At 74.2% G+C, this 20817-nt stretch carries 20 protein-coding genes and 2 tRNA genes; 11 read left to right on the forward strand and 11 right to left on the reverse strand.

Translation table 11 applies throughout. The features are described 5' to 3' along the window. The 8 genes from phoU to OZ948_06295 all read right to left on the reverse strand — a co-directional run bounded on the left by phoU (position 1) and on the right by OZ948_06295 (position 8057). On the reverse strand, positions 1-675 hold the full coding sequence (phoU, locus tag OZ948_06260; GenBank protein MEB2344324.1) for a phosphate signaling complex protein PhoU: 675 nt from the start codon (positions 673-675) through the stop codon (positions 1-3). A gap of 89 nt (positions 676-764) precedes the next feature. After that, positions 765-1529: a phosphate ABC transporter ATP-binding protein PstB gene (gene pstB, locus OZ948_06265; GenBank protein MEB2344325.1), complete on the reverse strand. Its 765-nt coding sequence runs from the start codon at positions 1527-1529 to the stop codon at positions 765-767. 10 nt (positions 1530-1539) lie between these two features. Continuing rightward, on the reverse strand, positions 1540-2475 hold the full coding sequence (pstA, locus tag OZ948_06270) for a phosphate ABC transporter permease PstA (protein MEB2344326.1): 936 nt from the start codon (positions 2473-2475) through the stop codon (positions 1540-1542). Positions 2476-2477: 2 nt separating this feature from the next. Next, complete coding sequence (gene pstC, locus OZ948_06275; GenBank protein ID MEB2344327.1) at positions 2478-3356, reverse strand: phosphate ABC transporter permease subunit PstC; 879 nt, start codon at positions 3354-3356, stop codon at positions 2478-2480. A gap of 32 nt (positions 3357-3388) precedes the next feature. After that, positions 3389-4378, reverse strand: coding sequence for a PstS family phosphate ABC transporter substrate-binding protein (locus OZ948_06280; GenBank protein ID MEB2344328.1), 990 nt, complete (start codon positions 4376-4378; stop codon positions 3389-3391). 107 nt (positions 4379-4485) lie between these two features. Next, complete coding sequence (locus OZ948_06285; GenBank protein ID MEB2344329.1) at positions 4486-5808, reverse strand: putative porin; 1323 nt, start codon at positions 5806-5808, stop codon at positions 4486-4488. A 128-nt stretch (positions 5809-5936) separates the two neighbouring features. Continuing rightward, the gene (locus OZ948_06290) at positions 5937-7346 is read right to left on the reverse strand and encodes an ATP-binding protein (protein ID MEB2344330.1); all 1410 of its coding nucleotides are present in this window, start codon (positions 7344-7346) and stop codon (positions 5937-5939) included. A 27-nt stretch (positions 7347-7373) separates the two neighbouring features. Next, complete coding sequence (locus OZ948_06295; GenBank protein MEB2344331.1) at positions 7374-8057, reverse strand: response regulator transcription factor; 684 nt, start codon at positions 8055-8057, stop codon at positions 7374-7376. Between the two features lie 148 nt (positions 8058-8205). Here OZ948_06295 and OZ948_06300 point away from each other — a divergent pair. From OZ948_06300 to OZ948_06310, 3 genes are all read left to right on the forward strand, one after another. Then, positions 8206-8282: transfer RNA gene (locus OZ948_06300), tRNA-Pro, on the forward strand. A 178-nt stretch (positions 8283-8460) separates the two neighbouring features. After that, the gene (locus tag OZ948_06305; GenBank protein MEB2344332.1) at positions 8461-8988 is read left to right on the forward strand and encodes a bifunctional nuclease family protein; all 528 of its coding nucleotides are present in this window, start codon (positions 8461-8463) and stop codon (positions 8986-8988) included. Between the two features lie 225 nt (positions 8989-9213). Then, positions 9214-9483, forward strand: a complete 270-nt coding sequence (locus OZ948_06310; GenBank protein ID MEB2344333.1) for a hypothetical protein — start codon at positions 9214-9216, stop codon at positions 9481-9483. Between the two features lie 79 nt (positions 9484-9562). Here OZ948_06310 and OZ948_06315 read toward each other — a convergent pair whose 3' ends face one another. Continuing rightward, positions 9563-10135 carry a CPBP family intramembrane metalloprotease gene (locus OZ948_06315; protein MEB2344334.1) on the reverse strand — a complete coding sequence of 191 codons (573 nt, stop codon included), beginning with the start codon at positions 10133-10135 and terminating at the stop codon, positions 9563-9565. 220 nt (positions 10136-10355) lie between these two features. Here OZ948_06315 and greA point away from each other — a divergent pair, with 220 nt between their 5' ends. From greA to OZ948_06345, 6 genes are all read left to right on the forward strand, one after another. Then, a complete protein-coding gene (gene greA, locus OZ948_06320; protein MEB2344335.1) occupies positions 10356-10853 on the forward strand; it encodes a transcription elongation factor GreA in 498 nt (165 codons plus the stop codon). A gap of 18 nt (positions 10854-10871) precedes the next feature. After that, positions 10872-10946, forward strand: a tRNA-Asn gene (locus OZ948_06325). Between the two features lie 142 nt (positions 10947-11088). Then, the gene (locus tag OZ948_06330) at positions 11089-11715 is read left to right on the forward strand and encodes an SH3 domain-containing protein (protein MEB2344336.1); all 627 of its coding nucleotides are present in this window, start codon (positions 11089-11091) and stop codon (positions 11713-11715) included. Between the two features lie 23 nt (positions 11716-11738). Further along, positions 11739-12692, forward strand: coding sequence for an LLM class flavin-dependent oxidoreductase (locus OZ948_06335; protein MEB2344337.1), 954 nt, complete (start codon positions 11739-11741; stop codon positions 12690-12692). 69 nt (positions 12693-12761) lie between these two features. Next, the gene (locus OZ948_06340) at positions 12762-14624 is read left to right on the forward strand and encodes an ABC transporter ATP-binding protein (protein ID MEB2344338.1); all 1863 of its coding nucleotides are present in this window, start codon (positions 12762-12764) and stop codon (positions 14622-14624) included. 37 nt (positions 14625-14661) lie between these two features. Then, positions 14662-16581, forward strand: coding sequence for an ABC transporter ATP-binding protein (locus OZ948_06345; GenBank protein MEB2344339.1), 1920 nt, complete (start codon positions 14662-14664; stop codon positions 16579-16581). Between the two features lie 52 nt (positions 16582-16633). On the opposite strand, the gene OZ948_06350 is transcribed toward OZ948_06345, so the two are convergent. Then, the gene (locus OZ948_06350) at positions 16634-17869 is read right to left on the reverse strand and encodes a 6-phosphofructokinase (GenBank protein MEB2344340.1); all 1236 of its coding nucleotides are present in this window, start codon (positions 17867-17869) and stop codon (positions 16634-16636) included. Positions 17870-18227: 358 nt separating this feature from the next. Between OZ948_06350 and OZ948_06355 the strand changes: the two genes are divergently transcribed. Next, positions 18228-18962 carry a PEP-CTERM sorting domain-containing protein gene (locus OZ948_06355; GenBank protein ID MEB2344341.1) on the forward strand — a complete coding sequence of 245 codons (735 nt, stop codon included), beginning with the start codon at positions 18228-18230 and terminating at the stop codon, positions 18960-18962. Between the two features lie 52 nt (positions 18963-19014). On the opposite strand, the gene OZ948_06360 is transcribed toward OZ948_06355, so the two are convergent. Then, positions 19015-19914: a ParA family protein gene (locus tag OZ948_06360; GenBank protein MEB2344342.1), complete on the reverse strand. Its 900-nt coding sequence runs from the start codon at positions 19912-19914 to the stop codon at positions 19015-19017. 102 nt (positions 19915-20016) lie between these two features. Between OZ948_06360 and kdsB the strand changes: the two genes are divergently transcribed. Further along, positions 20017-20763, forward strand: a complete 747-nt coding sequence (kdsB, locus tag OZ948_06365) for a 3-deoxy-manno-octulosonate cytidylyltransferase (protein MEB2344343.1) — start codon at positions 20017-20019, stop codon at positions 20761-20763. The last annotated feature ends 54 nt before the right edge of the window (positions 20764-20817 follow it).

Genomic DNA, 20817 nt, shown 5'->3' on the forward strand with positions numbered 1-20817 from the left:
TCAGCTCGCGCCGCCGGCCAGCTTGTCGGCGTGCTTCACGTTGCGGCCTTCGACGAGCAGGATCACCGACTCGGCGATGTTGGTGGCGTGGTCGGCGACGCGCTCCAGGCTCTTGGCGACCAGGATCAGGTCGATCTCCTGCGCGAACAGCTCGGGGTGCTCGTGGATCGCCGCGAGCGCGCTGCGGATCACGCGGTCCTGCTCGTCGTCCACCGCCTCGTCCTGCGCGAGCAGGCGCGCCGCGCGCGCGGCGTCGCGCCCGGCGAAGGCGTCGAGGGCGTCGTGCAGCATGGCCTGGCTCTCGTGCGCCAGGGTCTCGAAGCTCGCGGGCAGCAGGATCGGTGCGCGCTCGGCCAGGCGCGCGGCGCTCTTGGCGATGTTGCGCGCGAGGTCGCCGACCCGCTCGAGGTCGGTCGCGACGTCGTAGGCCGCGAGCAGGCGGCGCAGGTCGTCGGCCACCGGCGCCTGGAGGGCCAGGCTCCGCAGCACCGCCTCGTCGACGGCGACGTCGAGGCGGTCGATCTCGAGGTCGTCGAGGCGGACCTCTTCGGCCAGCGCCGGATTGCGATCGGCGAGCGCGCGCAGCGCCTTGGCGAGGATCGCCTCGCTGCACCCGCCCATGCGCAGGATCAGCTCGTGGACCTCGCCGAGGAAGGGCTCGACGATCCGGGGCATGGGACCTCCGCTGCGACCGGGGACGCGGTCGGTCGAGACGCTACTCCACGGCGGCTTCGACGGGCCCGACGGCCCGGAGGACCTCGGGCTCATCCGAAGCGTCCGGTCAGGTAGGCCTCCGTCTCCGCCTTCTCCGGCTTGACGAAGAGCTGCCGGGTCTCGCCCGCCTCCACGAGCCGCCCCAGGTAGAAGAACGCCGTCCGCTCCGAGACGCGCCCGGCCTGCTGCAGGTTGTGGGTCACGATCACGATCGTGATCCGGCGGCGCAGCTCGAGGATCAGCTGCTCGATGCCGGCGGTCGCGATCGGGTCGAGCGCCGAGGTGGGCTCGTCGAGGAGCAGCAGCTCGGGTCCGGTCGCGAGCGCGCGGGCGATGCACAGCCGCTGCTGCTGCCCGCCCGAGAGCCGGAAGGCGCTCTCGCCGAGCCGGTCCTTCACCTCCTCCCAGAGCGCGGCGTCCCGGAGCGCCGCCTCGACGGCGTCGGCGATCTCGGCGCGTGCCATCCCACCCCGCACGCGCAGCCCGAAGGCCACGTTCTCGAAGATCGACTTCGGGAAGGGGTTCGGCTTCTGGAACACCATCCCGATCCGCGCGCGCATCTCGATCGGGTCGACCGCGGGGCCCACGATGTCGACGCCGTCGGGATGGAGCAGGAGCGTGCCGCCGTAGCGCGTACCCGGCTGGAGGTCGTGCATGCGGTTGAAGCAGCGCAGGAAGGTGGACTTGCCGCAGCCCGAGGGCCCGATCAGGGCCGTCACGGCGTGCTCGGGGATCGCGAGGTCGATCCCGTGGAGCGCCTGGAAGCTCCCGTAGTGGAAGTCGAGGCCGATCGCCTCGGCCTTCACGCCCCCCATCATCGGCCCCTCACCAGCGGACCCGCCTGCGCAGGCGATGGCGCAGCCAGATCGCCGCGCCGTTCATGAGCAGGGTCATGCCCATCAGCACCAGCCCGGCCGCAGCGGCGTTGCCCTGGAAGGCGGCACCCGGGCGCGAGATCCAGTTGAAGGTCTGGATCGGCAGCACGGTGAAGGGATCGGCGAGCCACTGGAACGACAGGAAGGGCCACCCGGCCTGGACCGGTGAAGCCGGCAGGAAGGCGACGTAGGTGAGCGCCCCGATCGTGACGAGCGGCGCCGTCTCGCCGATCGCGCGCGCGAGCGCGATGATGACACCGGTCGTGATCCCTCCCAGCGAGTACGGCAGCACGTGGTGACGGATCGTCTGCCACCGGGTCGCACCGAGCGCGAAGGCGGCCTCGCGGATCCCGAAGGGCACCGCGCGGACGGCCTCGCGGGTGGCGACGATCACGATCGGCAGCACCAGCATCGCGAGCGTGAGCCCGCCGGTCAGCACGCTGCGCCCGAGGCCGAGCCCGTAGACCAGGACGCCGAGTGCGAGCAGGCCGAACACGATCGAGGGCACGCCGGCCAGGTTGGCGACGCTGATCTCGATCGCGTCGGTGATCCAGCTCCGGGGCGCGTACTCCTCGAGATAGACGGCCGCGGCGACGCCGAGCGGGATCGCGGCCGCCGCGGTCACGCCCATCACCGCGAGGCTGCCGACCCACGCCGACAGGATGCCCGCGCGCTCGGGCCTGCGGGACGGGAACGAGGTGAGGAAGTCCCAGCGCAGGTGCGGCAGCGCGTCGGCCGCGAGGTCCACGAGCAGCGCCGCCAGCACCAGCAGCGCCGCCGTCAGGCAGGCCCAGCCGAGCAGCGCGAACAGACGGTCGCCGGCACGCCGGCGGCGGATGCCGCGCCGCAGCGCTGCGAGGTCGGCGGTGGTGAGCGCTCGTGCCACGGTCAGTAGGCCTCCCGGAAGCGGCGCCGCAGCCCCCAGGCGGCGACGTTGAAGGCGAGCGTGAACACCATCAGCGTGAGCCCGGCGGCGAAGATGCTGCGGTATCCGATGCTGCCGTGGGGCAGGTCGCCGAGCGCGACCTGCACGATGTAGGCCGTGATCGTGGCGGCCGGCTCGCGCGGGTCAAGCGTGAGGTTCGGCTGCTGGCCGGCAGCGATCGCCACCACCATCGTCTCGCCGACCGCGCGCGACAGGCCGAGGGCGAAGGCCGCCGCGACGCCCGAGAACGCCGCCGGCAAGACGACGCGCGCCGCCACCTCGAGGCGCGTCGCGCCCATCGCGAAGGCGGCCTCGCGCAGCTCCATCGGCACCGCGCGTAGCGCGTCCTCGGAGAGCGAGCTCACGTAGGGGATGATCATGACCCCGATCACGAGGCCCGGCGCGAGCAGGTTGAAGCCCGGCATGTCGGGGAAGAGCCAGCGCTGGAGCAGCGGCGTCACGAAGAGCAGCGCGAAGTAGCCGTACACCACGGTCGGGACGCCGGCCAGCAGCTCGAGGAAGGGCTTCACGAGCTCGCGGGTGCGCGGGCGGGCGAACTCCGAGAGGTAGAGCGCGCTGGTGAGCCCGAGCGGCACCGCCACGGCCAGCCCCACCCCCGACGACACCAGCGTGCCGCAGAGCAACGGCAGGATCCCGAAGTGCGCGTCGGCGAAGAGTGGCGTCCACATCGTGTCGGTCAGGAAGTCCCCGACCGGGACCACGAGGAAGAAGCCGACCGACTCCGAGGCCAGCACGTAGAGGATGGCGAGCGTGATCGCGATCGAGGTCAGGGCCGCCAGCCCGAGGCCCGCCTCGATGGCGCGCTCGCCGAGCCCGCGCAGCGTCCGGGAGGAGGTCACGGCAGCCACCCGGCCTACTGCGTCTCGCGCTTCGAGAGCCCCTCGACGGGCACGCCGACCTCCGGCACGCCCCCGAAGACCGTCCCGGCCTTCTTCCCCGCGAAGCGCTCGCGCACCGCCTGGTACGCCTCCGCCGGCAGCGGCAGGTAGCCGACCTCCTCGATCAGCGCCGGTCCCTCGCGCAGGAGGAAGCCGACGAAGCGCGCGACCTCCGGCCGCTCGGCGGCCTGCGCGCTCACGTAGGCGAAGAGCGGGCGCGAGAGGGGCTGATAGGCGCCGCTCTTCACGGCCTCCAGACTCGGCAGGACGCCCTTCCCTCCCGGCTTCGCGACGATCGCGAGCGCCTTCAGGCGCTCCTTGTGCGGCTGGTAGTAGGCGTAGGGGACGTAGCCGAGCGCGTTCCGGTCGTGCTCGATGCCCTGCACCAGGAGGTTGTCGTCCTCGCTGGCGGTGTAGTCGCCGCGGCTCGCCTTGGCCTTGCCGACGATCGCCTCGGTGAAGTAGTCGAAGGTGCCCGAGTCCGTGCCGGCTCCGAAGAGCACGAGCGGCCGGTCCGGCCACTCCGGCCGCACCTGGCTCCACTTCGTGACGACGCCCTGCGCTTCGGGTGCCCAGATCTTCTTCAGGTCCGCGACCGTGATCTCGGAGACCCAGTCGTTGCTCGGGCTCACCGCGACGGTGAGTGCGTCGTAGGCGATCGGCAGCTCGTAGTACGCGATTCCCGCGGCCTTGCAGGCCTCGATCTCCTGCTCGAGGATCGGCCGCGAGGCGGTTGCGACGTCGGTCTCGCCGCGGCAGAACTTCGCGAAGCCGCCACCGGTGCCCGAGATCCCGACCGTGACCCGGATCCGGCCCTCTTCCTGGGCCTGGAACTCCTCGGCGACCGCCTCGGCCACCGGATAGACCGTGCTCGAGCCGTCGATCGCGATCCTCCCGGCCGCCCGCGCCGGTGCCGAGACGGCGATCGCGAGGGCCACGCCTACGAACGGACGGATGCAGCGCATGGGATCGTTCTCCGTGGGTTCGGGGGAACACGGCGGAAGCTAACCCTGCCCTGCGGTGGCAGGCGCGACGACGCCGTGGATCTCGTGTGACGAATCGGTGAAGCCGCTCAGAACCCGACCACGAGGTCGGTCTGGAGCCGCATCCGCCGGGAGCCTCCGACGCTGTCCTCGAAGTCCGGCAGCGTGTCGTCGAGCGCGTCGCTCAGGAACAGGGTCACGATGAAGTCGGCGTGGGGCAGGATCTGGCGCATGCCCTGGAAGGCAAAGCCCTCGCGGTTGGTCTCGCCGTCGACGAGGTTGCTGTCCACGTACTGCGAAGGGAAGGCGTTGGCCTCGAGATGGATGTAGGCCGCGCCGAAGGACGCGACCTGCGCCTTGTCGCCGATCTCGAGCCCGACCATCCAGGCGAGGCTCTCGTCACCCGCGGCGGGCGCGAGCGGCGAGCGCTCGGCCGAGAAGTTGTTCGACACGTAGCCGAAGAGCACGAGCGGCCAGCCCTCGATCCCGTGCCAGCCGGCGTAGCCGCCGAGCTCGCCGACGTCGAGGCTGTCGCCGGCGAAGAGCCCCGGGAGGTTGCCGGCGCTGGCCGTGACGCCATCGGTTCCGTCCTCGCCGCGCGCGAGGAAGGCCGGGTCGAGCGAGCGGAAGCCGTACCCGCTCGCGCGCAGGCCGGCGGACCAGGGCGCGCCGGCCCACTCCGCGCCGAGCTGGGCGCCGAGCAGCTCGGGGTCCATGTCGGTACCCGAGTACTCGTCGATCACGAAGTAGCCGGCGTTCGCGAACAGCTCGAGGCCCTTCACGACCTCGCCCCGGCTGCGCAGGGCGACGCCCTCGAGCGTGATGTCGTTGTCCCAGAGCATCGAGTCGCGCGCCGCCTTCCAGAGGAAGGGGTTCGGCTGCTTGCCGCCTTCCAGGACCGCGCTCGTGGCGGGCGGCAGCCAGTGCTCGGGCGGCCGCAGCGCGAGCGAGGCGCGGTCGAGGTAGATCGGGTCGGAGTCGAAGTCGGGCCCGGGACGGCCGAAGCTCGTGTTGGCGCTGCGGTTGTCGCCCTGCCCCGAGGCGAGCCGCAGGTGCGCGCTCATCCAGTCGTTGACCTCGGCGTCCGCGGCGATGCGCGCCCGGTAGCGGCCGCGGTAGCGGTTCGAGCGATCGGAGACGGCGTCCTCGTCGTACCAGAAGGCCTCGCCGCGCAGGCGCAGATCGCCCGAGAGGCGGATCCGGGGCCCCGTGCCGCGGCGCTCCGCCTCCTGCGTCTGGTAGCGGCTCACCAGCCGGTCGTGCTCGGCCTGCTCGAGGATCCCCCGCTCGCGGAGCACGCCCAGGATCTCCTCGACCACCGGCGCCTCGGGATCACCGGCCCGCGCGCCGTCCGGCACCGCCAGGCCGAGCCCTGCGCCGGCGGCCAGCGCGATCGCCATCACCCTCGTCATCGCATCACCCTCCTCGCGCCCCGGATCGGCTTCGGTCCGGGGATGGATCTGCGCACTCTATACGGGCGCACGATCCCGGTGGGGAGGCGATTCCGTGACGGATCTGCGAAGAGAGGCGCCCGCGCCGGTCAGCCGCCGGCGCGAGCCAGTGGGCCCGCTGGCCGCGGCAGCTCCACCCAGAAGCGCGAGCCCCGGCCCGGCTGGCTCTCCACTCCGAGCTGCCCGCCCTGCGCCTGCACCAGGTGCTTCACGATGGCGAGGCCGAGCCCCGTGCCGCCGAGCGCGCGCGAGCGGCCCGGGTCCACCCGGTAGAAGCGCTCGAAGATGCGCGGCAGGTCCTTGCGCGGGATTCCGATGCCGGTGTCGGACACCGTGACGCGCAGGCGCTGATCGGCCCCGGGGCGCACCGACACCTCGATGCTCCCCCCGGCCGGCGTGTACTTGACGGCGTTGTCGAGCAGGTTCGCGAGCACCTGCTCGACGGCGCCGCGGTCGGCCCAGGCGCGCGGATCGCCCAGGGCGCGTACCTCGGCCGCGAGCGCGCCGGCGTGCAGGCGGGGTGCGAGGTCGTCGAGCAGCCGGCGTGCCAGCCCGGCCACGTCGACCGGCGCGGGCCGGCTCGGCGCGGCGCCGCCCTCGATCCGCGAGAGCTCGAGCAGGTCCTCCACGAGCGCACCCAGGCGCTTCGCATTGCCGACGATCGTGTGGACCGCCGGCCGGGCCGCCTCCGGGAGCGCCATGCCGGAGAGCCGCTCGGCGTAGCCCTGGATCGAGGTGAGCGGTGTCTTCAGCTCGTGCGACGCATTGGCGACGAAGTCGCGCCGGATCGACTCGACCCGACGCAGATCGGTGACGTCACGGAAGACCGCCACGGCCCCGGGCAGGCCGTCGGGCTGCGTGAAGGGGGCGACCCGGAAGCGCACGCACCGCTCGCCGGCGAGCCCGAACGCGGCTTCGCGCTCCTGGATCTCGCCCGCGCGGAGCGCGGCGCGCAGCGCGTCCACCACCTCGGCCTGGCGGACGAGCTCTAGGAACGCCCGGCCCTCCGGCGCGGGCTCGGCGAGGAATGCCCGGTCCGGCGCGGGCTCGTCGCCGGACGACCCGAGGAGCGCACGCAGCTGCGGGTTCGCGAGCAGCACGCGCTCGGCCCCGTCGACGACGAGCACGGCCTCGTCCATCGCGCCGATCACCGCCTCGAGCCGTGCCCCGCGCGCTTCGGCGCCACGCAGGCGCGTCGCGAGCACCGCCGCCATCGCGTTGAGCGACTCCGCGATCGGGCGCAGCTCGCCTCCCCAGGTGCCGGGCAGGCGCGCGTCGAGCCGCCCCTCGCGCTGCGCGGCGGCGAAGCGGCTCACGGCCAGGGCATGCGCGCCGAGCGCGCGGCGCAGCCCGATGCGGGCGAGCGCCGCACCCAGCAGGCCGGCCGCCGCGGCGGCCGCGACGGCTCGCGGCGGCGCGCCAGCAGCCCAGGCGCCCGCGGCGCCTGCCGCGACGACCGCGGCCAGCGCCGCCCGCAGCGTCCATCGGATGCCGGTCAAGGGGACGCGACGCCTCCCGACCCGACGTTACTCCGCGAAGCGGTATCCGACACCGCGCACCGTCTCGATCAGGTCCCCGCCCCTGCCGAGCTTCTCGCGCAGCCGCTTCAGATGGGTGTCGATCGTGCGCATCGTCACCGTGACGTCGGAGCCCCAGACCTCGTCGAGCAGGCGCTCGCGGGTCCGCACCCGGCCGGGCCGACGCATCAGCGTGGCGAGGAGCTCGAACTCCTTCGCGGTGAGGAGGACCTCCTCGTCGTCCACGAAGCAGCGGTGGCGACCGAGGTCGAGACGAACGGGGCCGCGCTCGAGCACGTCGCTGCGCTCGCTCGCCGTGCCCGCGCGGCGGCGCAGCAGCGCGCGCACGCGCAGGACGAGCTCGCGGGGGCTGAAGGGCTTCGTGACGTAGTCGTCGGCGCCGAGCTCGAAGCCGACGACGCGATCCAGCTCCTCGCCCTTCGCGGTGAGCAGCAGCACCAGCACGTCGGCCAGCTCGCTGCGGCTGCGGAGCAGGCGGCAGATCTCGGTGCCCGGCAGGTCGGGCAGCATGAGGTCGATCACGGCCAGGTCGGGCGGGGAGCGGTGGAGGGCGTCGATCGCGTCCCGGGCGGTGGTGGCGGTCGCGACCGCGTAGCCGGCCTCGGCGAGGCTCTGCCGCACCAGCTCGAGGATGTCGGGCTCATCGTCGACGACGAGGATCCGGTGGGGCATCGCCGCCCGAGTCTACGGGCCGGCGCGTCCGGCGCGAGCGGCGCGCGCGCCCCCTCGCCCCTCGCCGGCGCGCGGCGCGGCCCGGGCCCGCCGCCGCCGGCTTGTCGCTGGCCGGGCCCGGGGTCATACTGCCGCCTCCGCTGGCTACCGGGGCGTGGCGCAGTCTGGTAGCGCGCTTCGTTCGGGACGAAGAGGTCGCTGGTTCGAATCCAGTCGCCCCGACCATTTCCCGCCTCGAAGGCCATGGCGCTCGAGGTGGGGCAGCGGACCGGCGCCGGGCGGCTCGGATCGCGCGTGACGTTCGCGCGAGGAGAGCCGCCCGGCGCCGTCGCGCGCCGCCTTCGGCTCGACCGTCCGCCCCGCTCGGGTACGATGGGGAACGCCCACCTGGCAGGTGGCCCCGATGGCCTCGCTCCGTCCCCCGCTTTCGCTCGCGCTGCGCATGGCGCCGCTCCTCGCCGCGCTGCTCGCGGGCTGCACCGAGCAGAGCGCCGATCCGCAGCGCGCGGAGGTCGCCGTCGAGGTCGCCAGCATCGGTGTCGACCCGAACGGCATGCCCGTCGTCCTGCTCGCCGATCGCCTCGGCGCGCGCTCGCTCCCGATCTGGATCGGCCTCGCCGAGGCTCACTCGATCGCTGCCGAGATGGAGCACCGCCGGCCGCCCCGCCCCAACACCCACGACCTCGCGAAGCGCCTGATCGACGACCTCGAGGGCGCGCTCGAGCGCGTGGTGGTGACCGATCTGCGCGAGGGGACCTACTACGCCGTGATCTTCCTCTCGACGCGCGGCCGCCGCATCGAGGTGGACGCACGGCCGAGCGACGCGATCGCCCTGGCGCTGCGCTGCGGCGCGCCGCTGTTCGTGCGCGAGGCCCTGTTCGAGGCGGAAGGCGCGCGGATCCCGCCCGCCGGCGGCGAGCGGGCGCTCTGAGCCGCCGCACTCCGCTGTGCAGGGAATTGCGGAGCCGCGGCGCGCACGAGCGGGGCCCGGCTGCCGGCCGCGGCTGCGCAACGTGCGCGCAGACCCGCGCTCTGCCTGCACTTTCCCGTCGTGGAGGCTGCGACGATTTCGTTGACAAGGTTCGGCCCTGCTGTCAGGATCGCGCTCCGTTCGAGCCGCTTTCCGGCTCGTCCCCTGCGGAGATCCGGCACACCGATGGACCACACGGAGCTCGCATGGGAGTTCGCGGAGCTGTTCGCCGAGCTCGAGGTCGAGGAGATCAACGAGGTCCTCGCCAAGAACGTGCCCGTCGGCACGCTCGACTTCTTCCAGAAGTACGGCGAGGACTTCGGGCGCAGCGCCGGCGTCGACGGCGCGCTCCTGCAGCGGCTGCCCAACCTGCTGCTGATGGGATACCTGATCCGGGTGCTGGAGGAGCGCCTGATCGAGGGTGAAGGCGAAGACGAGGAAGGCTCCGGCGCATGAGCCCGGCTCGCGGCTGAGCGCGCGCCGGGCGCGCGGCTCGAGCCCGCCGACGGCTGCCCCTGATGCGCGGCGGCGAGATCTACGGGCCACCCCCCGGCGCGCGACTGCCGGGCCCGTACTGCCGCACCAGCCGGTTCAGGTTGACCCCGTTCACGACGACGTGCGCCACGGTCGGCGCGAGCAGGCTGCCCGTGAGCTCGTAGAGCCCGCCGAGCAGGAGCCCCGCCACGGCCGCGAAGACGCTCCAGAGCCAGAGCTCGCGGCGCGGTACGAAGTGGGCGAGCGCGAACAGGAGGGTCGTGAGCCCGAGCCCCGCGACGGGCTGGAGGGCGCCCCGGAAGAACGCCTCCTCGCCGATCCCGCTCGCGAGCGCCAGGATCCACGCCTGGCCGGGGCGGAGGGGGCCGACGGCCTCGGCGAGCGCCCGCGCGAGGCGCTCGCCCGCCGCGAAACGACTCGTGAGCCAGCTCGAGCCCGCCACGAGCGCCGCGCCTGCCGCGAGGCCGAACGCGCCATGGCGCAGCAGGTGGAGCTCGGACTCCGGGCTCGCGAGCCAGAGGCTCCCTCCCTGCCCGAGGTGCCTCCAGACGAACGCCACCCCCCAGAGCGCGGCGTAGAACGCGAGCCCGAGGCGCAGGAGGCGGATTCTCAAGTCCTCGACTCCCCGCTCGGCCCGCTCGGCCCTCTCTGCCCCCGCAAAGAATCGCCGAATCGCCGGGTCTGTCCCCGTCCGTTGCGCGGGGGCGGGGGTGTGGGTAGCCTGCTTCCCGGCCCGACGCTCTCCCCCGAGGGCGTCGGTTTCTGCTTCCCGGCTCCTGCCGGGAGTGTATCGGGGCCACCGGCCGGCCCCGAGAGACCCGGAGGTCCGCGCCATGGCGGATCGCGTGCCCATGACCCCCCGCGGCTACGCCCAGCTCGAGGTCGAGCTGCGGCGCCTCAAGACGGTCGACCGGCTCCAGATCGTGAAAGAGATCGAGGTCGCGCGCGCCCACGGCGACATCTCGGAGAACGCCGAGTTCGAGGCGGCGAAGGAGCGCCAGGCCCAGATCGAGGGCCGGATCCGCCAGGTCGAGGACCGGCTCGCGCGCGCCCAGGTGATCGACGCCATCGGCCAGTCGCCCGACGCCGTGCGCTTCGGGGCCACGGTGCTGCTGATGGACGTCGAGAGCGGCGACGAGATCACCTACACGATCGTCGGCGAGGACGAGTCGGACGTGGCGAACGGGCTGATCTCGGTGACGTCCCCGGTCGGCCGGGCGCTGATGGGCAAGCCCGTGGACGAGGTGGTGCGCGTCCAGGTTCCGCGCGGAACGCGCGAGTTCGAGATCCGCGAGATCCGCTTCGAGCTGCTGGTGCTCGAATCGGGTTAGGTCTAAGTTCCGGGCCGTTCCCCGGTAGCTCAGTGGTAGAGCAATCGGCTGTTAACCGATTGGTCGTAGGTTCGAGTCCTACCCGGGGAGCCAGCGCTCCCTCCCCTTCCGGGCCCTGCCCTCCCGAGTTTCGCCGCCGCCGGGGGGCCGATACGATCCGCCCGCCGCGGAGGGAGCGATGCAAGGACGCCAGGGCACCGTGCGGGGGGTGCGACACGGAGGGGGACACGGAAGGGTGCGACGCGGGCTGCGCCTCGCCCCCCTCCTGCTCGTGCTCACCGGGCCGGCCGCGGCGCAGGAGGCTGCGCCGGCCGCTCGCCCCGCGACGCCCGTGGCCGAGCCCGCCGACGCCGCGGAGCCCGCGCCGCCGCCCGAGCCCGCCTGGGTGCGGGGCGAGCTCAAGCTGAACTTCCGTGCGACCCCCTCGCCCACCGCGACGGCGATGGGCATCGTCGCGACCGGCGACCAGGTGCTGGTGCTCGAGCGCAAGGGTGCCTGGGCGAGGATCCGCGTCGCGAGCGGCGAGAGCGGCTGGCTGCCCGAGAGCGCCCTGATGGCGGAGGCGCCGCCCGTCGAGCGGGTGGCGCAGCTCGAGCGCGAGCTCGCCTCGGTACGCGAGGAGCTCGCGGTGGCGCAGAGCGAGCTCGAGACGCGCGCGCGCCGTGACGAGGAGCTCCAGGCGCGCAGCGAGGAGCGCGAGCGCCTCTTCGAGCAGCTCGAGGAGGAGAACCGCGACCTGCGCGCCGGCGAGCGCTGGCCCTACCTGATCACCGGCGCGTCGCTTCTCGGCGCCGGGCTGACCGCGGGCTTCCTGTTGCGCGGCGGCCCTTCGCGCCGCGGCGGCGGTCGCATCCGCTTCTGAGCGGGAGGCTCCCTTTGGACGAGGTGTTGCGCATCGACCCGACGCTCCGCTGCGGCGTCGTGCTGGCGGCCCAGGAGGGCGACGCCGCACGGCGTCAGGCCCGCCGGCTCGAGGCGCTCGGCTTCGACTCGCTCTGGGTCGGCGACCACGTGGCCTTCCACGTGCCGATCGCGGAGTCGCTGACGACGCTCGCCTTCGCCGCGGGCGCCACCGAGCGCATCCAGCTCGGCACCTCCGTCTACCTGCTGGCGCTCCGCCATCCCACCCACGCCGCCAAGATCACCGCCACGCTCGACCGCCTCTCGGGCGGGCGCCTCGTGCTCGGCGTCGGGCTCGGCGGCGAGTTCCCGCCCGAGTGGGAGGCCGTCGGCGTGCCGGTCGCGGAGCGCGCGTCGCGTCTCGAGGAGGGGATCCCGCTCCTGCGGCGGCTGTGGAGCGAGGAGCGCGTCGTGCACGAGGGCCGGCACTTCCGCTTCGGGCCGGTCACGCTCGCGCCGAAGCCCGCGGCGCAGCGCGCCGATGGCCGTCCCGGCCTGCCACCGATCTGGATCGGCGGGCGTGCCCCGGCCGCGATGCGCCGGATCGGCCGCCTCGGCGACGGCTACCTCTCCCACATGTGCGCGCCGGAGACCTATCGCGAGAACCTGGCCGCGATCGCCGCGAGCGCGCGGGCGGCGGGACGCACCGCGCTGCCCTTCGCCGCCGGCGCCTTCGTGTTCACCTTCCTCGCGGAGCGCTTCGAGGACGCCCACGAGCAGGCCGCGAAGCTGCTCGGGAGGGTCTACGCCCGCGACTTCCGCGAGGCCGCGCGCAAGTACTGCCTGCTCGGCCGGCCCGCGGACTGCCTCGAGCAGATGCGCGCCTTCGCAAAGGCCGGCTGCCGGCACTTCGTGCTGGTCCCGCTCTCGGATCCCGAGGCCTTCGCCGAGCGCGTGGCCGCCGAGATCCTGCCCTCGGTCCCGGCGCTGGCCAGCTAGCCGGGGATGGCGGCGGCGGCGGAAACCCGAGCAGGGGCCGGCCCCTCCAGCCTCGGCGAGTTCGCGACCGTGATCCGGCGCTGCCTGCACCTGCTCCGGCCCCTGCGCGGCCATCTCCTCCTGCTCTGCGCCGGCTTCGCCCTGCTGACCCTCCTCCTCGTCCCGCCGTCCCTCCTCTTCCTCGACCTCGTCTGGACCCGCGCGCTCCAGGGCGAGCCGCTGCCGGCCTTCCAGGCGGCCCTGCTCGGGCTCGACCCGGCGGCCAGCGTCGCGGTCGACGCCCTCGGCCCCGAGCTGCGGCGCGTGATCGCGCGGCGGTCGATCGCCGGCGCGCTCGCGGTGGGCGCGGTCGCGATGCCGCTCTTCCTGGCGCTCTGGTACTACCAGGTCTGGATCCTCCAGCGCCTGAACCAGCTCCTGCGCATCGAGCTGCTCGAGCGCTTCCAGAGCCTGTCGCTGCGCTACCACAGCGAGGCGCGCGTCGGCGACGCGATCTACCGGCTCACCCAGGACAGCGCGATGGTCACCTCGCTGGTCGAGGTGCTGCTGCTCACGCCGGCCTACACGCTCGGGAGCCACCTCCTCGCGGTCGTGCTGGTGGCGACCATCGACCCACGGCTCGCGCTGCTGCTGCTGGCCGCCTGGATCCCGTCGCTCGCGATCGGCGCGGGCTTCTCGCGGCCGCTGCGCCACGGCTTCCGCGCCGCGCGCGAGGCCAACGCGGCCTTGACCGCGCGCATCCAGGAGGGCGTCGCCGGGATCCGCACCCTCAAGGCCTACGGCGCCGAGGCGCGCGAGCAGCGGGTCTTCGAGGCGGCCTCGCGCGAGGCCTTCGCCGCCGCCTTCGACGCCCGCGCGCGCTACGCGCTCTACGCGGTGCTGCTCTTCACCGGCATCTCGACGCTGCTCGCGGCGGCCGTGAGCTGGGGCGCGCTCGAGACCGCGCGCGAGGCGGAGCTCTTCGCCGTGCGCCTGTTCGCCACCACCGGCGTGAGCGCCTGGAGCCTCGGGCTCTTCCAGTGGTTCCGCGACCGCTTCGGCGACGGGACGAACCAGCTCCGCCGCCTGTTCCGCACCTGGGGCCGCGCGCAGGACGTCGTGATCGGGCTCGAGCGCGTCTTCGAGATCCTCGACCTCGAGCCCGAGGTGCAGGACGCCCCCGGCGCCTTGGCGCTGCCGGCCGTGCGGCACGGCCTGCGCTTTCGCGAGGTGGGCTTCCAGTATCGCGAGGACCGTCCTGCCCTGGTGTCGGCCGACCTCGAGGTGCCGGTGGGTGCGATCACCGCGGTGGTGGGCGCAACGGGGGCCGGCAAGAGCACGCTGCTGGCGCTCGCGCTGCGGCTCTTCGATCCCGACCGCGGCGCCGTCGAGGTGGACGGCCTGGACCTGCGCCGGGTGCGGGTGGCGGACCTGCGGGGCCGCGTCGCGATCGCGCTCCAGGAGAACCTGCTCTTCGGCACCACCATCCGCGAGAACATCCGCTACGCCGTGCCCGACGCCGGCGACGAGGCGGTGCGCGCGGCCGCACGGGTGGCCGGCGCCGACGAGTTCATCGACAAGCTGCCGCTCGGCTACGACACGCCGCTCGGGGAGCGCGGCACCAAGCTCTCGACCGGCCAGCGCCAGCGCCTGTCGCTGGCCCGCGCCGTGCTGAAGGACGCCCCCGTGCTGCTGCTCGACGAGCCGACCGCCTCGCTCGACGCCGAGACCGAGGCGCGCGTGCTGCGCAACCTGTCGGTCTGGGGACGCGGGCGCGCGATCCTGATCGTGACCCACCGGCTCTCGACCGTGCGCCACGCCGACCGCATCGCCGTGCTCGATCATGGCCATCTCGTCGAGCAGGGCCGTCACGACGAGCTCCTGGCGCGCCCGGACGGCGCCTATCGCCGGCTCGTCGAGGCCGAGAACGGCGCGCGGGCGGTCGCCCGATGAGGAGGCGCGCGCGCCGGGCGCCGGCGAGGGCGCGCGCGTGAGCGCCGGCGTCGCCCGCACGCTGGCCCGCGCGCTGCGCTTCGTGGCGCCCTTGCGCGTGCGCGTGCTCGGGAAGCTCGCGCTGGTGCTGGCGAGCGTGGTGCCGCTGGTCCTGGTCGCCTGGCCCGGCAAGATCGTGATCGACCACGTGATCGAGGGCCGGCCCGTGGTGCCGGCGAGCTATCCGTGGTTCGTGCGGCCCTTCGCGGCCGCGCTCGAAGGCGCCGGGGCGCTCGAGATCCTGCTCTGGACGCTCGCGGCCCAGCTCGTGCTCCTGGTCGTGGTGGGGGCGCTCGGCGCCGGCGGGCGCGAACGCGACGAGGCCGACGCCTGGCTCGCGGGCGGCCACGACACCCAGACGCGGACCGAGAACGAGGCGAACGCCGGCTTCAGCCTGGCCGGCGGGCTGCTCGGGCTCTGGGACGTCCGCTACACGATGCGGCTCACCCAGGACCTCAACCACCACTTCCGCGCGCGGCTCTTCGAGCGCCTGCAGGCCCTCCCGATGCGCGCCTTCGACGACGAGCGCATCGGCGACGCCGTCTACCGCGTGATGATCGACACGCCCTCGATCACGAGCGCCTGCTGGCGGATCCTGATCACGCCGATCGCCGCCCCGGTGGTGATCGCGATGGCGGCGGCCGCGCTGCACTTCGCCTACGGCGACCAGCCGGCGCTCGTGTGGGCGGCGCTCGGCGCGCTGCCGGTCGCGTTCCTGGCCACGCTGCCCTTCGCGGCGTCGATGCGGCGGCGCTCGCTCGGCAGCCGGGAGGCCGGCTCCGTCACCACCTCCACCGCCGAGGAAGGCCTCGCCCAGGTGCTCGCCGTGCAGAGCCTCGGCGGCGGCGGCCGCGAGCGGGGCCGCTTCGACCGCGACTCCTGGCAGAGCTTCGGCCGCTATCGCGCCGTGCTGCGCACGGGAATCGCGGCCTTCCTGCTCGGGCTCGTGCCGGGCGCGGCCCTGGCCGGCTACGCCTTCCTGCACGCGATCGACCTCGTGATCGGCGGGACGCTCTCGCGGGGCGACTTCCTGGTCGTCTTCACCTACTACACCCAGGCCGCGATCGCAGCGCTCTCGCTGGGCTCGCTGTGGTTCGAGCTGCAGGGCGCCTCGGCCGGCCTCGAGCGCGTCTTCGGCCTCCTCGATCTTCCGGCGGAGGCCGATGCGCCCGGCGTGCCGGCACTCGCGCCGCTCCGGGAGGGCGTGCGCTTCGAAGAGGTCTCGTATCGCCACGCCGACGGCACGCTCGCCGTCGACGCGGTGAGCTTCGAGGCGCGGGTCGGCGAGCTCGTCGCGATCGCCGGGCCGGCCGGTGCCGGCAAGACCACCCTCGCCCACCTGCTGCCGCGCTACCTCGCGCCCAGCGCGGGGCGCGTGCTCGCCGACGGCACCGACCTGGCGGCGGTGTCGCTCGCCTCGCTGCGCGCGCAGGTCTCGTACGTGTTCCAGGAGACCTGGCTCTTCGACGGCACGATCGAGGAGAACCTGCGGCTCGGCGCGCCGGGCGCGGGCGAGGCGGCGGTGGCGCGGGCGCTGCGCCTCGCGCGTGCCGACGAGTTCGTGGCGCGCCTGCCGGAGGGGCTCGCGACGCGGGTCGGGCGCGGCGGCTCGCAGCTCTCGGTGGGCCAGCGCCAGCGCCTCGCGATCGCCCGCGCGCTGGTGCGCGAGACCCCGATCCTGATCCTCGACGAGCCCACCTCGGCGCTCGACCCGGAGACCGAGCAGGCGCTGGTCGCCTCCCTGCGCGAGGCCGGCCGCGGGCGCCTGGTGCTCGTCATCGCGCACCGCCTCAGCACGATCCGCGCCGCCGACCGGATCGTCTTCCTCGCGGCCGGCCGGCTCGTCGAGCAGGGCACCCACGACGAGCTCGCCGCCCGCCCCGGCGGCGCCTACCGCCGCTTCCTCGACCTCCAGTGACCGGAGTCTGGACCCTGCGGAGCAGGTCGGGAGTGGAGCTCTGCGGAGCCGGTCAGGAGAGCGGGGCGTAGCGCGTCTTCGCCTCGTCGGGCGAGAGCCCCGCGGCCTTCGCGATCGCCGCGAGCCGCTTCGGGTCCGTGAGATCCTCCGCCTCGACGCGCTCCTGGAGCGCGCGCGCCGCGCGGTACCAGGCGTGGGTGGGGTCGACGTCGCGCACGCGGGTCTTGCCGGTCTTCGGGTCCATCAGCTCGGCGAAGGGGACCAGCACGATCTGCTCGGCCTGGCGCGTGACCAGCACGTTCGCCTGGCCGTCGAGCAGCGCGAAGACCGCCCCGGCGCCCAGGTCGCGCGTGTAGTCGCGGTCGAAGGCGGTCGGCTTGTTGCAGCGCAGCTCGTAGCCCACGTCCTTCTCGCCGGTCGCGATCTTGACGCCGCGCGCGGCCAGCGCGTTCGCCACCCCCTCGCGCAGCACGCGCCCGAGCGGCACCTCGGCGAGCCGGATGTGGCCGTGCTCGTCGCGCGGCACGGCCTCCAGGATCGCGAGGTCCTTCGGCTCGAGCCGCTCGGCGATTCCCTCGGCGATCACGGCGACGCCGTCGGTGCGCCCGCGCGCGAGGCGCTTCACCACGGCTCCCTCGAGGGTGCGCACGACGTCGTCGAGCCGGATCGGGCCGGCCGGGAACTCCTCCGGGATCAGCGTGATCGGCGCACCGGCCGCCTTGCCGGCGCCGAGCGCCAGCGAGCCGGACTTGCGGCCCATCAGCACCACGAAGAACCAGCGGTTCGTGGTGCGGCAGTCCTCGAGCAGGTTCTCGACGATCGTGGTCGCGAGCTCGCGCGCCGTCTCGTAGCCGAAGGTCGGGATCCCGTCGGGCAGCGGCAGGTCGTTGTCGATCGTCTTCGGCACGTGGGCGACCCGGATCCGGCCCGCCGCCTCCTCGGCGACGCGGCGCGCCGAGAACGCGGTGTCGTCGCCCCCGATCGTGACCAGGTGGTCCACGCCGAGGCTCACGAGGGTCTTCACGACGTTCGCCAGGTGCTCGGGCTTCTTGGTCGGGTTGGCGCGCGAGGTGTGGAGCACCGAGCCGCCCCGCAGGTGGAGCTCGGCGACGTCGTCGAGGGCGAGCTCGCGCACGTGCGAGCCGTCGCCCTCCATCAGCCACTTGAAGCCGTCGAGGCAGCCGAGCACGCGGGCGCCGCGGCGCAGCGCCACGGTCGCGGCGGCGCCGATCACGCCGTTGATGCCGGGCGCGGGGCCGCCGCCGACGAGGATCCCGAAGGTCGCCATCTCCAACCCTCCAGAAGAGGGGGCAGGATGGCGGAGGGACGCCGCGCCAGCCACCTCCGCAGGAGGCGGCGCGGCGGCCGCTCGCTCCGGGCCGACGGCCGCGGCCGCCGCGAGCGCGGCCACCCCCATCCACGATCCATGCGCAATTACAGGGTGACGATCTGCGGCGCCGCGACGGCGCGCGCCGTCACCGCGCGCCTGCCGGCTGTGCGGCGCCGCGCGAAGCGGCGCGCCGCGAACCTCCGGTGGCGGCGCGCTCCTGGCGGGCCGGCCTGCGCACGCGCGAAGCAGCAACGCGCGGCGGCACGCCCCTTGCGAGGCCATCGTGCGACCGAGGAGAGCAGGAGGACGAGCTCCCATGTCGAGAACGAGGATCCTGACGACGATCACCGCCGCCGCCCTGGCGCTCGCCGCCGGCCGCGCCGCGGCCACGCCGATCGGCGCCGGCGCCTTCGGCCCGCTCGTGCAGGTCGAGAGCTTCGAAGGCCTCACGCCCGGCCCGAACATCCCGCTCGGGCTCGGCGCGAGCCTGCTCCATCCCGGCACGGTGAGCGCGTACCATTTCGCGACGGCCGTCGCGCTCACGAGCCCGATCCCGAACCCCGGCTATGCGGCGGCCGGCCCCTTCGTGCACGACTTCGCGCTCGGCACCGACGTGCAGAACAACTGGGGCGGCACCCGGGTCGTGAACGACGGCACGGACGTCCCGCTCGGCGACGCCTATCTCGGCGCCTTCACCTCGTCCGGCACCGCCTCGGTCAGCTTCACCTTCGACGCGCTGATGCTGCGCGTCGGCGCCTTCGTGACGGGCGTGACCGCCAGCACGGTACGCCTCGACGTCTACGACGATTCGAACCTGCTGCTCGAATCCCGGGTGCTCGGCACCGTCGACCTGCCGCAGTGGGGCACGAACTTCCTCGGCCTCGAGCAGCTCGGCGGGATCCGGCGCGCCGTCTTCAGCGGCCTGGACTTCGGCATCGACGGCCTCAGCTTCGAGCCGGCCCCGGTCCCGGAGCCGGGCACGGTCCCGGCGCTCGGGCTCGGCCTGGTCGGGCTCGCCGGGCTCGCGCTGCTCGGCCGCCGGCCGGCTTGAGGAATCGCGCGCCGGGGCCTGCGGACCTGCCGGCAGCGGTGGTCCTGCGCGTCTAGAGCCGGAAGCGGTTGCGGAGCAGCGCGGCCTTGAAGTCGGAGATCGCGCTGCGTGCGCCGGCCGCTGCGCGCGGCGGCACGCTGCGGGGCAGGCGCCCGCCCGGGCCGAGGCCGAGGTCCTTGGCCACCTCCTCGGCCAGCTCGCGCAGCTCGCGGTGCACGCTGGTGCCGCGCGCCGCGTGCAGGATCGAGAGCGGCTCGCCGCCCTCGGAGTTCAGCGCCTCGACCCGCGGGCTGCGCGAGATCGACGCCTGGCAGATCGGCCAGCCACGCCGGAGCACCTCGTCGCGCAGCCGCTCCGCCAGCTCCTCGCCGGTCGACTCCAGGTGGGTGCGCCGGTCGACCAGCGTCAGCACCACGCGCGCGCGGTCCGGGAAGCCCGCGCGCGCGAGGATCGCGAAGACCTTCCCCGCCTCCTCGAGCGACGCCCGGTCGGCGACCGGCACGAGGACGCGGTCGGCCGCGTGGAGCGCGTTGCGGGTCAGGCCTTCGAGGTCGCTCTTGGTGTCGAGGATCACGAGCCCCGGCCACTCGGTGCGCTCGAGGATGCGCCGCAGCGTGTGGGGATCCTCGGCGCGCGCCTTGAGCAGCGCCGAGTCGGGCGCCGAGGGCACGTAGTGGACCCCGTACTGGCCGAGGTGGACCATCCGCTCGAAGCTGCGCTCCGCCCAGCCGTGCTTCACGTTGCCGTCGCCGGGCGGGCGGGCGCCCAGGCCGAACATGCGCTCGATGATCCCCTGGTCGTCGAGCGAGAGGATCAGGATCGGCAGCTCCTCGTGGAGCGCGCGCAGGTAGATCGCGAGATTCGTGGCGAGGGTGGTCTTCCCCACCCCGCCCTTGTTGGACGAGACGGTGAGAACGCGGCCGGGGCCGGGCTCGGGGCTGGGGGGCGTCACGAGCCCGAATGTAATCGGAACGCGCGCCGGCCGCCGGCCCGATCGCGCGCGGCGCTCGTGCTGCGCGGCCGGCGGAGGGGGTCCGGCTGCTAGCATGCGCGCGTGCGCGCCGTCGGCGTCATCCCCGCCCGCTTCGCGGCCTCCCGCTTCCCGGGCAAGCCCCTGGCGCCGATCGCCGGCAAGCCCCTGGTCCAGCGGGTGTGGGAGGGCGCGTGCAGCGCGAGGCGGCTCGGGCGGGTGCTCGTCGCGACCGACGACGAGCGCATCGCCGCCGCCTGCCGCGGCTTCGGCGCCGAGGCCGTGCTCACCGGCGCCCACCACCCGACCGGCACCGACCGCATCGCCGAGGCCGCCGCCGGCGTCGAGGCCGACCTGGTCGTCAACATCCAGGGCGACGAGCCGCTGATCGAGGGGCCGGTGATCGACGCCGCCGTCGCCGCGCTCGAGGAGGACCCCGGCGCGGCGATGTCGACGGTTGCCCATCCCGCAGGGCCCGAGGGCCTCGACGATCCGAACCGGGTCAAGCTGGTGCTCGACCGCCGCGGGCGCGCACTCTACTTCTCGCGCAGCCGGATTCCCTTTCCGCGCGAGCCCGCCGGCGGCGCGTCCGGCACCCCCTGGCTCCAGCACGTCGGCCTCTACGCCTATCGGCGGCCCTTCCTGCTCGAGTTCGTGCGCCTCGCGCAGACCCCCCTCGAGCGCATCGAGGCACTCGAGCAGCTGCGCGCGCTCGAGCACGGCCATGCGATCCGCGTCGCGGTGATCGAAGGCTGGCGGAGCGTCCCGGTGGACGTGCCGGCGGACGTCGCGCTCGTCGAGCGCGCGCTCGCCGAGGCCGGCCGGTGCTGAGCACGATCGCAGCCGGGCTCCTGCGGCAGATCGGGGTCGGTGTCCGGGCGCGCG

The organism is Deltaproteobacteria bacterium, from assembly GCA_035063765.1.
In the GTDB taxonomy this organism is placed as follows: Bacteria; Myxococcota_A; UBA9160; order UBA9160; family PR03; genus CAADGG01.

Bases quoted from the DNA above. Each gene is read 5' to 3' on its own strand.
- phoU (MEB2344324.1), bottom strand. From the start codon at position 675: ATGCCCCGGATCGTCGAGCCCTTCCTCGGCGAGGTCCACGAGCTGATC.
- pstB (MEB2344325.1), bottom strand. From the start codon at position 1,529: ATGGGGGGCGTGAAGGCCGAGGCGATCGGCCTCGACTTCCACTACGGG.
- OZ948_06280 (MEB2344328.1), bottom strand. From the start codon at position 4,378: ATGCGCTGCATCCGTCCGTTCGTAGGCGTGGCCCTCGCGATCGCCGTC.
- OZ948_06285 (MEB2344329.1), bottom strand. From the start codon at position 5,808: ATGACGAGGGTGATGGCGATCGCGCTGGCCGCCGGCGCAGGGCTCGGC.
- OZ948_06295 (MEB2344331.1), bottom strand. From the start codon at position 8,057: ATGCCCCACCGGATCCTCGTCGTCGACGATGAGCCCGACATCCTCGAG.
- OZ948_06305 (MEB2344332.1), top strand. From the start codon at position 8,461: ATGGCCTCGCTCCGTCCCCCGCTTTCGCTCGCGCTGCGCATGGCGCCG.
- OZ948_06310 (MEB2344333.1), top strand. From the start codon at position 9,214: ATGGACCACACGGAGCTCGCATGGGAGTTCGCGGAGCTGTTCGCCGAG.
- greA (MEB2344335.1), top strand. From the start codon at position 10,356: ATGGCGGATCGCGTGCCCATGACCCCCCGCGGCTACGCCCAGCTCGAG.
- OZ948_06350 (MEB2344340.1), bottom strand. From the start codon at position 17,869: ATGGCGACCTTCGGGATCCTCGTCGGCGGCGGCCCCGCGCCCGGCATC.
- OZ948_06355 (MEB2344341.1), top strand. From the start codon at position 18,228: ATGTCGAGAACGAGGATCCTGACGACGATCACCGCCGCCGCCCTGGCG.